Here is a 13,999-nt window from a genome sequence, read left to right as displayed (position 1 = left end):
AGAATAATGAATTTAAAAAGAATTATAATTATACTCCTATTGTCAAAAAGTATATTGGGTTTTTCTCAAAACTTCAATATTGAACAGCTAGGTAAAAACAAATTAATCAACGTAAGCGGAGGAGCCACTGCCAGTAGTATTTTTTATGCTGGCGATGCCACCCGAGATCCTTTTAGTTATTTCCTCAACGGAAATATTAATGTGAATGTCGCGGGCTTATACAACCTCCCTTTTTCCTTCTCCTATACCAATCAAAAATTTGGCTATGGCAAACCCGTTTTAATGAATCGGTTGAGTATTCATCCCTCATACAAATGGATAACAGCTCATATAGGAGACGCTAGTATGAGTTTTTCTCCATTTACTTTGAGCGGACATCAGTTTACGGGATTGGGTGTGGATTTGACCCCACAAGGAAAATTCAAAATCAGTGCCATGTATGGTCGATTGGTCAGAAGCAATGAATACAACAGTAATCTCCCAGATTTGGTTCCTGCCTATAAAAGATATGGCTATGGATTCAAAACCCAATACGCTTTAGAAAAAGTAACACTTGGCGTTACCTTCTTCAAAGCCAAAGACCAGATCAATTCTATCACAACACCTATCCCTTTTGAATTAGGCATTACACCTAAAGACAATACAGCGATTAGTTTTGAAACCAACTTTAAACTTTTCAAAAAACTTCAAGTACAGACTGACTTTGCCACTAGTAGCATTACAGAAGATACTAGGGTTGCTACTACAGCCTCCAGAAAACTCAATGCTTCCTTGTTTTTAAAACCCAATACAACTACCACACATTACAATGCTTATAAAGCACAATTAGCGTATCCAACAGGAAAAGGTACTTTGGGATTGGGCTATGAACGCATTGATCCCAATTACAGAACACTTGGAGGGTACTTCTTCAATAACGATTTGGAAAACATTACAGTAAATGCAACACAAACGGTTTTCTATGATAAGATAAATTTGAGCATGAATCTAGGGCTCCAAAAAGACAACTTAGATAAACAAAAACAAAGTCAAATGACACGTTTAGTAACATCTGTAACTGCTGATTTTAAAGTTAACCAGAAATTGAACCTCAACGGAAATTATTCCAATTTTCAATCTTATACCAATAGTCGGAACCAGTTTGACTACATCAACCAAACCTCAAACTTTGATTTTCTGGATACCTTAAATTTTAGGCAAGTCAATCAAAATGCCGCATTGACTATTAATTATCTTTTAAAGAATAATAAGAAAATAAAACAAGCCTTTAATGCCAACTTTAGTCTGCAAGATGCCGTAAACCAACAGCAAGGAAAAACTATTGCTGGCGGTGCTACTACTTATTACAATTCAGGAATTTCATATACTATGGGCTTACCCGAAAAAACGTTGAATCTAACAGCTTCTTTAAACAATACCATTGGCAAATTGGACACTGGTAAAAACCTAATTTGGGGCCCGACTTTGGCTGCAAATAAACTTTTTTTTGATAAAAAACTGAATACCTCAGCCGCAATAAGTTACAATACCAGTCGCAACAATGGAATGAAACAAAATGACGTCTTCAATTTTAGAGTTAATGGTTCGTATGTGTATAAAGAAAAACACAATTTCAGTCTCAATGCGATTTCTCTTTTTAACAGTACAGTATCAGGACCAAAAAAAGACTTTACCGCCACACTTTCCTACTCATATTCTTTTGATAAAATAAAACTAAGACCTATCAAAAAATCAGAAACTACAGCGAAAAACGACAGTATTCCATCAGAACCTATATTAAAAATCAAATACAAATCTTTGGCTTTTGAAGGTACCCAAACAACGATTACAAAACAATTAGATAGTCTTCAAAAGGCAAACAAGTTTGAAAATGAAACGGATTTCAACTCAATTCAAACGACACTTGATCTAGCCAAAAAAGCCAACAGTATCAAAGATTTTAAAAACAAGGCGTTAGATTATTTGGAACAATATGCTCTTTTAACACAAAAAAACAAACCTACGCAAACCAATACATCTGAAGAAAAAGCAATCAACTCTGCAAATAAAACCCAAAAAACAGCTAGAGAAGTAGCCAAGGCAACACAAACCACTAAAGGAGCCTTGGTAAGCTTGAAGAAGTATTTAATCCATGTAGAACCAAGTTTTATTGGAGCAAACACTATAGCTAGAAATAGGGTCAAATCACACAAAATACATGGCATTTCACCTATTAATCCAAAAGACCAAGCTAGTTATAATGGATATCTGAGACTTGTAGAAAGAAACAAATTAAGTGCGCAGAAACTAGCGCAATTACAGTGGATAGGGCAAGAACTTAATAAACTAAAAGGAGAAACCATTGAGGAATGGAATGCCAATACACACTTCAACGCTTTCTATCAAAGTGAAAAAGCCACTATTGACCAATTCATAGCCAGCAAAAAAAGTAATCTTTTCATAGTGAATTATCTAGAAAAAAAGATGCTGACCTATTATAAAGCACTAGCCGAGAAACAAAACTTACCATTACTCACTGAAACCAAATAGACTTGAAATCAAAATATACTAGTTTTATAAAACGCAATACCATGCCACACAAACTAAACCACCTACTATTTACTTTTGCCTTTTGGCTTATGGGCTTAACGGGTTTTGCCCAAACCTTCCCGGTTACCATCAGCACTCAAATCAATCAGCCCTCGCCTATTTATTGGAGCAATTATGCCGATGCGACCACTAGCAATAGCCCCATAAAAATACAAATCGTGCTGAACGACTTAACCATTTCGAATCGTCAGGTACGCATAAAATGCTACTGGCAAGGCAACGGAATTTCGTTTATGAACAATGACTTTGTGGTAGGTGCGCAACCGCTTTTCCTAGAAGGTGGTGTGCCGCTACAATTGACCAATGTCAACTTGGCGCCTTATTTTGAGTTTCAAAACATTGTTGGGATAACGCCTAACCAATATGCACAAGCCATACCCGAAGGGATTTACACCTTCTCGGTAGAAGTCTATGATGTAGCCACGGGACAAAAACTATCTCGAAAAAGCAACGTGACCGCTGTTATTTTCCAAAATGAACCGCCCTTGCTCAATTTACCGTTGAACAAGGCCAGCATCATGCAGCAAAACATTCAGAACATTGTGTTTAGCTGGACGCCCAGACAAATCAATGTGAGTAATGTAGAATACCAATTTGATTTGGTAGAGATTTGGGACCAATACACGCCTGTACAAAATGCTTTTGCGTACTCCCCTCCTATTTATACCACCACCACTAGAGCCACCACTTTGCAATATGGCGTGGCAGAACCCCAATTGATTCCAGGCAAACGCTACGCTTGGCGCATCAAAGCCAAAGCACTCGTGGGCGCCGAAGAAATTGGCGTCTTTAAGAACAATGGGTATAGCGAAATCTTTGCGTTTAGCTATGATGTCTATTGCACGCCACCGCTACAAATAGCCACTGATGGCGTAAGTCAAGACCAAGCCAAAGTAACGTGGAGTGGCGCCCTAGATAACTTTGATTACCAAGTAAACTACCGCGAAAAAAATGCCGACTCCCAATGGTATACTGCCGTTACCCCACGTGAGTTTGTAACATTGGCGAATCTAAAACCCAACACTACCTATGAGTATACCGTAGGAGCCGCTTGCGAAAAAGGAAAATATGTACACAGCGGTCTCCAAGAATTTACCACCTTGGCCAAAGACGAAATTGCTTTTGTAGGTTGTGGTATCAAGCCCGATCCAAAAGATCTAGCCAACCAAAATCCTTTGCCTAACTTATTGCCTAACGATGTAGTAACAGCGGGCGATTTCCCTATTGTGGTGATTAAATCCTCAGGAAGCAACGGCAGATTTACAGGCGAAGGTTATGTCACCCTCCCCTTTTTAGAAAAGTTTAGAGCATTGATTGACGCCGCCGACGCACTGGGTGGCGAGAAAGTAAACATTGGGCAATTCTCCCGTATTCGTATCACTTTTGACAACATTGGCATAAACACTGATTTTAAACTGATTTCAGGGGAGATTATAGCGAGTTATGATCCGAATTGGAAAAGTATGGGAGATTTGGATGGCGTAGTCAAAGATGTGTTTGGTGACGCAGGTGAAGTGATCAATCATGACATACAGTTTGAAATTGCAACCGTTGTCAAAAATCCTGATGGCACTATAACGGTAACAGGTACGAATGGTGCTTCATTTGTACAAGAGAAAACGCCGAATGATATTATTTTTACAGACAAAAATGGCAAACAATACACCGTTGCTGCCAATGCTCCCGCTGGGCCAATAGAATCTTCTGGACAAGTCGCTCCTGGTGGCATTCCTACGCCTAAAAACACGAACGGCATGGGTTCTGGAGGTGTAGTAGCCGAGATTACTTCGCCAGATGTGAGCGTTGTTTTCAGTAAAGGCGACGGAAAATATGCCTTTGATACCGCGCCTACCACACAAAATGGCAAGTTAAATAAAACCTATGCTTCCCTTCCTCAAAAAAGCGGTGGCACGTACAACGTTCCTTTCAAGGCTATTTCGAATAGTCCTTTTGAGAAAGATGTTATTGTAGCCACTGTCGATTTCAAAAACGGAAAAACCAAGAAGGATTTGGTGTTCAAAACCCAGAATGGTACCGCTATAGACAGTACACAAATCATATGGAACGGTAATGTCGCCACCCTTAGCCTTAGAAAAACATTAGATTTTGCTAAGGAAACCGTTATTGCCACGGTTCGCCCCGCTGCATCTAAAGATCCTAAAGAAGCGGCAGGCAAATACGACATAGCCGGAACTTTTGATTTGTGGCACTTAAGCAATAAAAAAGTCAATGTGACTTTGGTAAGTGTGAATGGAGCTTCGATACCAAGCGATGCACAAACAGAGTTAAACAAAATCTATGAGCCAGCAGGGGTAACGTTTGTTGTAAATACTACAAACATAAGCCTAGACAACAGTTGGGGCGAAAGCATACAAACGAGCGAAAGTGGTTTATTAGCTACCTACACCAACGAACAGCAACAAATCATCACCAACTTACAGCAAAAATTAGGCGCAGCATACAAAAAAGACACCTACTATATCATTTACACCGATGCTCCTTCAGACAAATCAAATATATTAGGTTTCATGCCACTAAAGCGCCAGTATGGTTTTATATTCAATAAAAACAATACGATACGCACTTTAGCACACGAACTAGGTCATGGAGTCTTTGGTTTAGAACATCCTTTTACCGAATACAATACCACTACCACCACCGACCTCCTTATGGATTATGGCACTGGCCTTGCCCTAAACCACAACGATTGGCAAGTATTACATGCGCCTGGATTGCAGTTGTATCCTTTTATTCAGGGGGATAGTGATGGGGAGTTTACTTTACCTCAATTAACACCAAACTGGGAACCGTTTACCTATAAGGAATCGAATACTTATATTACTTTCAACCGAAGTAACCCAACGCTTCCTAATGGTGCAGTACATGGAATATCTGTAAACAATGTTATTTATAAATGGGACAAAAATAATTACTATGCTGAAGGTTCAACTACACCATTAAAAATCGATATTATAAAAAATCCAAGTCCAGAACTTCTAGTACAATTGTTTTGGATGCGAGATAAGTGTGGATATGATGAAAGATATACAGCAAAGTGGAGTTATTTATCTAATAAAAAAGGCTTTAATATAGATGATATCAAAGTTTCTGGACAAGTAACTTTTAGTGATAGAGTACCTTGCAGGATTGATGGTATAGATCAAGGAAATAGTGCTGCAGGTACTAATTGCGATGGTAAAGATATTGCTTTATTAAATAGCCAAAAAGATGCTGTAATTGTTCTAATAGATAATAACGATGTTGAAAAAATCACGACAAAGATTAATGAAGTTGATATTTGTACCATTAGAAAATTAACGTATGAACAAATAGAAAAGTTTATTCTAAAAATTTCTTCTTTAAGTGATTTAGATGAGAAACACGAAAAAGCGTTACTCAGACTAATGAATAGCATTAAAGAGGAAAAATATCAAGCCTTTTTCACTCTCTTAGAAAAAGATACTAATAAGTTGTTGAAGCATTATATAGATGAGTTTACAGATCATTCTATAAATCCGTTTGATGGGGATAATTATACCTCATTAAATGTTATGCTTTTAAATATGTATCAAACCAATCCAAAAGCTTGGATGGATCTAATACCTGCTATAGAGCAAGAAGAATATTTTGTAGACAAGTATTTTACTAAATCTAAAGTAAATATTATCTCATCATCTGATTTAATTAAAGGTACATCCGAAATATACGAACAAGGTTTTCAGTACAACCCTGACAATGGAAAAATACGAATTACTCATACTGCAACAGCTATTCAGGCAGTTGTAGGAAATAGTTCAGGAGCCTATTATGCTCCAGTAGGTGTACCGAAAATTATGAGTACCCTAGAAGTAAATCCTCTTTCTCCTGTAATGATTGATTTTAATGATGATTTACAAGTTATAGAAATGGCATTAAATAATGCAGGCTATCAAAAAGGAAAAGAGATTATTATACCCGCATTATTTTTAAAGTTTGGATTAGATAAATTAAACAGTAATACTATTGAAAAATCCACTTTATTTACACTTAACGGATTGACAATAGTAACAGGTTTACCAGCTATAGTTCAAGGAGCAACTATGGCAAAGCGACTATGGGCATTGGCAGAAGTAGCAGGTGCTGCGGGTGATATAGTGATAAATACAGAATATGTCCAAAAAAACTACCCAAGATTAGCTACTGCAACTAATGTGTTTAATGGAGCTATGGGAGTTGTCGGCTTAAAAAACCTAATCACCAATTCAGGGATTAGAAGTTTTGCAACCAATTTACCTAGTCAAGTAAAGCAAGCGTTTAAGGACAGTAAAGAGATAAAATCAATTATTGCGGCTGAGTATTTAAAATGGAAAATTGCCGTTACAGAAATCAAAAACATAAGTCTTGCTGAACAGGAATTAATAACAAAGCAAGAAAAAATTTGGAAGGCTTTTGGGGTAGGAGGCGATATAATATATAATATTGATAAATTACTTACTGATTATCCAAATATTAGTAAATTTATTCAAGATATAAGAGTAAAAGTATATTTTTCTAATAATCTACAACTAAAAAGTTTTGAGGAAATATTGAAAACGGCAAATCCCGATGTTTTAAGATGGATTGATAAAATGACTGAGGGTGATATTGATGATTTTGCTGAGATGGTGAGAGGGTTTAAAGATAATCCTGAAAAATTCAAACTATCAATAAAAACTATAGACGATTTTGTTGGCACTCCAAACAGACCTGGATTTGTGAAATTTTGGTCATTAACTCCTAAGATGGAAGAAGGTCTAACAACAATTAGAAAATTAAAAAAGGAAGGCAAACTTTTACCTACTGGTAACGCAACAGAAATACAATTGGCAACAGCCCAGAATTATACTGCTTGGGGTAATTTCTTGAATAATCCAATGAGATACGGGGAACATTTTGGAGCGTATGCTGAAAGGGCTTTAGTACATTTAAAGGAAGGATTGGCAGAATTAAGAAAAGTACCTGAAAGAAATAAAGTCAATGAAATAGTATTTAGTGGTCGAGCTTATTCACAACAAGAATTTGACAACTTATTTGTTGGAAAAATGGGTAAGGAAGTTGAAATTAACAAAGGTTTTGTATCTTCTTCATTAGATGAAAATGTTTCGATACATTTTGCAATTAAAACCTCTGATAAAACAAAAAACATTAAAGTAATAAGACGAATTAAAACGAAAACAGGAGTATACTTAGATGATTTATCAGATTATGGTGAAAATTTAGGGAATATTAGACATTCCGCTTCACCTCCAATTGAACAGATTCAAAAAGAAGTACTTATGGAAGAAGGTTTGTTTAAACAAGTTTCTGAGCCCATTCCTTTTAAAGGAACTGATGGTAATACTTGGTATTATATAGATTTTATTGAATTAGGCAAACCATTATATTAAATTATTATGAAGAAAATTATTAAACCGGAAGATTTCCCTATTGAAATGAATAGTGAAAACATTGAGATATTGGCTATGATGAAGTTAAATTATCCTCCGCCTATTAAATATCCTCCGCCAGTTGAATATAACAATTTGTTGCAGTTGGATCTTTTATCGTTCGATGACCAAATTAAGATTTCTGAAAAAATACTTGAAATTCAAAAAATAGAAGAAAAACAACGCTGGGATTCATTATCAAAAGAAGAACAGGAAGAAGAAAAAAGAAAAATAGAATCCAGCTTAAATGAAGGACCAGAAGTCTTTAGAGGTAATATTTTACAACAAGAATGGGATTCTATAGATCTAGCAAGAATTGAAAAAGAAAAGAAGAAAAAAGAAGGGCAAGATGAAAGTTTAGAATAGGTTTTTTTTTTCGCTCCGCAAAGTCCCCGCTCCCCGAAGTGTTCCCATGAAAAGCCGGCAAAGTCTCATGACTTTTGCGTTTTTTTTAAGTTCTGTCTCGTCCTAAAATAAGTTTACATATTTATACTTATTTTAGGACGAGACAGTTCGCTATCGCTCGGGTGCATTCCGTGCCAACAAAGTTCATCAACAATCTAAAATAAATTGCTTTAAATTTTGTCGACATTCTTAAATTTAAAAATCTGATTGCGCGGATATTTCTCCCGCTCCGCAAAGAGTTGTCGTGTAAAGCCCCGCTCCGCATTCTATGATAAAAAACATTTATACATATCCGAGCGATTGGGTTCAAAACAATCACTAAAAACATCATTTACAATAATTTAACAATTCAAAGCAATGACTTCGTACCTTTACTTTTCTAAAAAAGTAATGTATGGCCTTATTTGAATTACAACCTTCCGTTGCCTTGCAAGAATTCATTCGGGTCTATCGGATAGTACATTTTGTATTTGATTCAAAGGCAACGCTTCCTTTTAAGGCGTATCCACCAAGAGCCGAACACTGTTTGAGCTTTTATCCAAAAGACACCGAAACAGTTTCTTACACCAAGAGCGCTACTAAGATTAGTAATTTAAAAAGCGTGCTTATCGGACAACAAAGTGAGATTACGAATCGTTACGTGGGCAATGATTTTTTGGTGTTCCAAATCGTTTTTCGTCCTGGAGCTTTATTCAGAATCACTGGCATTCCTTCAAATGAGCTCACCAATTCTTATATTGATGCAGAGACCATCTTTCCAAAAGAAATAAAGAACATCAACGAACAATTGCATCAGGCCAAAGATTATGTTCAGATGAAATCAGTAATTGAATCTTTTTTATGGAGACAAGTACAAAACTCCAAAAAAGAGGCGCATCGATTGGATATGGTTTGCAATTCTTTATTGAGCGCGACGCAAAATTTCAGTATCGATTCACAAGCGCAAGCTTCTTGTTTGAGTCCACGTCAATTTGAACGAAAGTTTGTAGAACGCATGGGAGTTTCTCCAAAATACTTCAGCAAAATCATTAGGTTTGAAAGTACTTTCCGAATGAAAAACAAATATCCTCACTACGATTGGCTTACCATTGCGCTACAATGTGGTTACTATGATTACCAACATTTGGCCAAAGATTACAAAGAATTTACCCACCACACCCCTACTGCATTTCATTTATTGGATTTGAATTCTCCTGAGCGGAAATTTGGTGAAGCAGATACCTATTAAAATGTCGTTTTTTTACCATTTGTTGCTAAAATTTCATAGCAAATTTGTAGAGTAACCAACAACAAAAGACTATGAAACGAAGAAACTTTATTACCGCATCAGCCGCTACCATTCCGTTATTGGCTCTAGGGCATAAATTGCCTAATCTACCAACAAGAACCCCAAAAGGCTTTGTTGTAAAAGCCAACCAAAGTAGATTTGAGGAAAAAACCCTCATCAACGGCAGTAGTCCCAATAATATCAAGATTGCCTCCAAAGATACCGAGGGTGCCCTTAGTGTGTTTGAGTACATTGGAAATGAAAAAGGAGGACCGCCATTGCATATTCATCCCCATCAAGATGAGATTTTCTTTATTGTAAGTGGTGACTATCTCTTTCAAGTTGGTTCGGAACGCTATCAACTCCAAACAGGAGATACTATTTTCTTGCCGAGAAATGTTCCTCATACTTTTGCCCAATTATCGACAACAGGGAAAATGTTATTTCTTTTTCAACCTTCTGGAAAAATGGAAGACTTTTTTAGAACAATTGGCAACCTCACCGCACAACCAAAACCAGAGATAGCTGCTAAAATTTTTGAAGAACACGATATGAAAATTGTTGGACCTCCATTAGCTTATTGATTTAAAAAAAAAGCGTTTATCTTTTGGTGCTAGTAAACAACGAGTCTCTACTCTTAATTAATTATCCTTTTGCAACATAAATTACAAAACAGGAGTATTCTTAAAACGATGCTGCTGTTTTTTTATGAAAACAAAACGTACTAGCCTAGCCCCGATTGTAGCGAAAATCCTCTTGTGCCGGGGTTCGGCATAAGAGATTGTAGCGGAAAGCGGGACGACTCGTGTGGTGCGCAAGGAAGTGGTGCTCCCAGAAAAGATTACGCATTTAATTGAGCATACGTAAGGAGAATAATGGCACATAACGCCAAGAAAATCCCCAAATAGTTCTTTTGGGATAGTTTTTCTTTAAAAACCAACACGCCAATAAGACTGCCCAACACGATGACGCCCATATTCATTCCTGCAAAAACAGTGGACGGGTTTTCGGAAAAAGCTTGGTGCGCCTTGAGGTAAAAATAGATGTTTCCAAAATTGAAAACGCCTACTGCTATTCCCCAAAGGGCATTGATACCTTCAATTTTTTGGCGTTGGATGAACATTTCGTAGCCCACTACTCCACTCATCATCACCAAAGCAATAGCAAAAATGACCAAAAGCGAGCTGGTAAATGGCAGTTGGGTTTGCAAGGCGATTTGTTTGAACAATATATCGATGACTCCAAAACCCAGCAACACCATAGCAGGATAGCCCCAATTGGAATTGCTATTGGCGGTGGGCTTGGACAATATAAGCAGCAAGGCTGGAAATCCCACACCGAAAGCCAACACTTTGAGTGTGCTGAATTGTTCCCCAAAAAGCAACCAAGACGCTAGCAACGGAATAAACAACGACAAGCGCTGTGCGGCATCGGTTTTGACAATACCGATATGCTGAATGGACTGTGAAAGCAATAGAAAAACACCCGGTAACAAAAGTCCGAGTGCGAGATACAAAGGCCAAGGCCCTTGTTCAAGTAGCGTATCTAATTGTGGTGGAAAACAAAAATAACACAGCAACAAGGCAATAGCATAATTGGTCGCAATAATGGCTTTACTGTTGAAAGCAGCGTGATTTCTAAACCACTTGAAAAGGACGCCCACGGTAACACTACAAACGATACTTAGAATTAAAAAGAGCATAAGGATGAGTTTATTGACCAAAAATACAAATTCTGAGGGGGGTTTCTTTCTGCAAAGCATAGCATTGTTTACGCTTTAGTTCCTAAAGTGATTTATGTTGACTATATTTGATTAAAAACGAAGTACTTGTAACCTAAAAAACCTTTCATTTATGACTAAAAAATGGTTGCCTTTGGGTAAAAAAATAGGTAAATTTTTTCTTATCATCGTATTCGTTTTGATAAGTATATATGGTATTTTGGGTTGGTATGTGGGCACTCATCACGACAAACTGTTACAAGAAGTTAGAGAAATAGCCAATAAAAATTGCAAAGGCGAAGTAAAAATTGGCGACCTTGAAGTACTTTTTTTTCGTGGATTTCCCAACGTGACCATTGCCATAAAAGAAGTCAGCATCAAGGACAGTTTGTGGGCACAACATAAAAGAACGTTGTTGCAAGCGCCTTCTATTTATGCCGAAATTCAACCTTGGGCTATTTTTGTAAAGAAAATAAAACTTGATAATCTGTCTATCAATGATGCGGAAATTCAGTTGTTTGTAGACGCCAATGGGTATAGCAACACAGCTGTTTTTTCAAGTGCTCCAAAAACCGATACAACAAGTTCAAGTTCGTTGTCGTTGGATTTGAATCATCTAAAATTCAACAACGTTTCCTTTGTTTCTGACAACCAATTCAAGCATAAAAAATTTGATTTTGTTATCGAAAAACTTCGAATAGAAAAACATACTACTTCAGAAGGTTGGGAAGCTGATATTGCATTAAACACTTTGGTAAAAAGTATGGCTTTCAATACCAAACACGGAAGTTTTGCCAAGAACAAAGTCATTCAAGGAACATTACGAGCAAAATATTCGGAAAGCAAAGGCACTATTTCAATTAACACCCCTGCTTTGTCGATTGGAGAAGACGTTTTTAAAATTCAGTCGGATTTTGGCGTTAGCAAGACCAACAGTTCCTTTTCTATTGCTATTATTAATCCAGAAATTCGCTGGCAAGCGGCTTATAAACTGTTGTCCAACAACATTAGCAGCAAACTCAAACCTTTTGATTTTAGAGACCCTTTTGGCGTGCAATGCACTATTCTTGGTGATTTGAACAAAGAGGGCGACCCCAACATTCGAGTGGAAGCGAACATCAAAAATAATGAACTGAGCTACTTTGACCATCAAGTAACCGATTGTACTTTTAAAGGCATTTTTACCAACGAATACCAAAAGAACAAAGGCGTTAGTGATGAAAATTCAGCTATCCTTCTTGATGATTTTCGAGGAAAAGTCCATACGATTCCGTTTACCACCAAAAATATGATGATTTTGGATTTGAAAAAACCTATCGCTTCTGGATCATTTGTTAGCCGTTTCGATTTAGAACAACTGAATCAAACATTGGTGAAACAAACACTAACCTTTGATAGCGGTCAAGCAGATTTGCGACTTGCTTTTAAAGCTGATGTGGTGAATTTAGAGATGCAAAAACCCTTACTCCTTGGTTCGGTTGTGATTCAAAAAGCGAGTGGTACTCACGTGGATTCCAAGAAAAAATTTAACAATAGCAGTGTTGATTTGTCCTTTACTTCAAAAGAATTAAAGGTGAACCAAATCGAATTGAACACCCAAAATAGTGCCTTGAAGATGAAAGGGCAGTCGGATAATTTTCTAAATTTTTATTATGATACTCCAGAAAAAATTGTACTAAACTGGGATATCCAAGCTGAAAGAATTGATTTAAGAGACTTTAGTTTGGGTAGTGGAAAAAAGACAAGTATAAAAAAACAAACCACACTTACTCCAAACGTTATCAATATCTTACACCAATCCAACGCAACAATTAATTTAAAAGCTAAAAATATCGTCTACAGAAAATTCAGAGCACAAAATGCAATAGCTCAAATTAAGGTAGTTCCTGATCGCACCATCTTAAAAGAGGCTTCGTTGCAATTTGGCGGTGGTTCATTGCTGGTAAATGGAATGGTTTCGCATCAGAAAAAAAACAACCACTTCAACGTAAAACTTAATGCAAACAAAGTAAACAGTGCTGAACTTTTGAGAGCTTTTGATAATTTTGGCTCCAAAGTACTAACTCCAAAATCTGTTTCGGGTCAATTTTTTGTTTCGGGAGTTTTGGATGGCTACTTCGACAATACTATAAATTTAATACAACGTTCTCTCACCGGAAATTTGAAACTTACCCTGAATAATGGCGCGTTGAATCAATTTGAACCGTTGCGAAGAATCGGAAAATACGCCTTCCCTTTTCGTAATTTTGATCGCGTAACCATTGATCCTCTTGTAATCAATATTGTCTTCAAAAATGGTTTTGCCCACCTCGCTCCTACTCCTATTAACACATCGGTACTCAATTTTGACCTAGCAGGCTCTTATGGTTTTTATGGGAATTCTAATATGCAACTCGATGTTCATTTGCGAGATCCCTCAAAAGATAAAGAGATAACCAACAAAAAAGTAGCCCAAGAAAATAGAAAAAAAGGCATTACCCTACACCTACAAGCCATTGAAGAAGGTAACGCTCCGTTTAAAATCAAAGTGCGCTACAAAAACGAAAAACTGCAATAAAAAAAGGGTTTAGCATT

Annotated in this window: 7 protein-coding genes; 6 read left to right on the top strand and 1 reads right to left on the bottom strand. The window is 36.9% G+C overall.

The features are described from left to right. Positions 1-39: 39 nt before the first annotated feature. From ACZ1AQ_RS10615 to ACZ1AQ_RS10595, 5 genes are all read left to right on the top strand, one after another. Positions 40-2,529, top strand: coding sequence for a TonB-dependent receptor (locus tag ACZ1AQ_RS10615; RefSeq protein WP_489632879.1), 2,490 nt, complete (start codon positions 40-42; stop codon positions 2,527-2,529). A gap of 41 nt (positions 2,530-2,570) precedes the next feature. Further along, positions 2,571-7,994 (top strand): fibronectin type III domain-containing protein, encoded by a 5,424-nt coding sequence (locus tag ACZ1AQ_RS10610; RefSeq protein WP_489632878.1) that lies wholly within the window; start codon positions 2,571-2,573, stop codon positions 7,992-7,994. A gap of 6 nt (positions 7,995-8,000) precedes the next feature. After that, positions 8,001-8,399, top strand: a complete 399-nt coding sequence (locus ACZ1AQ_RS10605; protein WP_489632877.1) for a hypothetical protein — start codon at positions 8,001-8,003, stop codon at positions 8,397-8,399. Positions 8,400-8,832: 433 nt separating this feature from the next. Continuing rightward, positions 8,833-9,666, top strand: a complete 834-nt coding sequence (locus ACZ1AQ_RS10600) for a helix-turn-helix domain-containing protein (protein WP_489632876.1) — start codon at positions 8,833-8,835, stop codon at positions 9,664-9,666. 71 nt (positions 9,667-9,737) lie between these two features. After that, positions 9,738-10,289 (top strand): cupin domain-containing protein, encoded by a 552-nt coding sequence (locus ACZ1AQ_RS10595; protein ID WP_489632875.1) that lies wholly within the window; start codon positions 9,738-9,740, stop codon positions 10,287-10,289. A 257-nt stretch (positions 10,290-10,546) separates the two neighbouring features. On the opposite strand, the gene ACZ1AQ_RS10590 is transcribed toward ACZ1AQ_RS10595, so the two are convergent. Beyond that, positions 10,547-11,407, bottom strand: coding sequence for an EamA family transporter (locus tag ACZ1AQ_RS10590; RefSeq protein WP_489632874.1), 861 nt, complete (start codon positions 11,405-11,407; stop codon positions 10,547-10,549). 151 nt (positions 11,408-11,558) lie between these two features. Here ACZ1AQ_RS10590 and ACZ1AQ_RS10585 point away from each other — a divergent pair, with 151 nt between their 5' ends. Next, positions 11,559-13,982 (top strand): AsmA family protein, encoded by a 2,424-nt coding sequence (locus ACZ1AQ_RS10585; protein WP_489632873.1) that lies wholly within the window; start codon positions 11,559-11,561, stop codon positions 13,980-13,982. Positions 13,983-13,999 lie beyond the last annotated feature (17 nt).

This window comes from Flavobacterium sp. UM26 (assembly GCF_057922445.1).
This window is presented reverse-complemented; position numbering and strand designations above follow the sequence as displayed.

What these genes read in the sequence shown, in the direction of transcription:
- ACZ1AQ_RS10610 (WP_489632878.1), top strand. Translation starts at nt 2,571, where the DNA reads ATGCCACACAAACTAAACCACCTACTATTTACTTTTGCCTTTTGGCTT.
- ACZ1AQ_RS10605 (WP_489632877.1), top strand. Translation starts at nt 8,001, where the DNA reads ATGAAGAAAATTATTAAACCGGAAGATTTCCCTATTGAAATGAATAGT.
- ACZ1AQ_RS10600 (WP_489632876.1), top strand. Translation starts at nt 8,833, where the DNA reads ATGGCCTTATTTGAATTACAACCTTCCGTTGCCTTGCAAGAATTCATT.
- ACZ1AQ_RS10595 (WP_489632875.1), top strand. Translation starts at nt 9,738, where the DNA reads ATGAAACGAAGAAACTTTATTACCGCATCAGCCGCTACCATTCCGTTA.
- ACZ1AQ_RS10590 (WP_489632874.1), bottom strand. Translation starts at nt 11,407, where the DNA reads ATGCTCTTTTTAATTCTAAGTATCGTTTGTAGTGTTACCGTGGGCGTC.
- ACZ1AQ_RS10585 (WP_489632873.1), top strand. Translation starts at nt 11,559, where the DNA reads ATGACTAAAAAATGGTTGCCTTTGGGTAAAAAAATAGGTAAATTTTTT.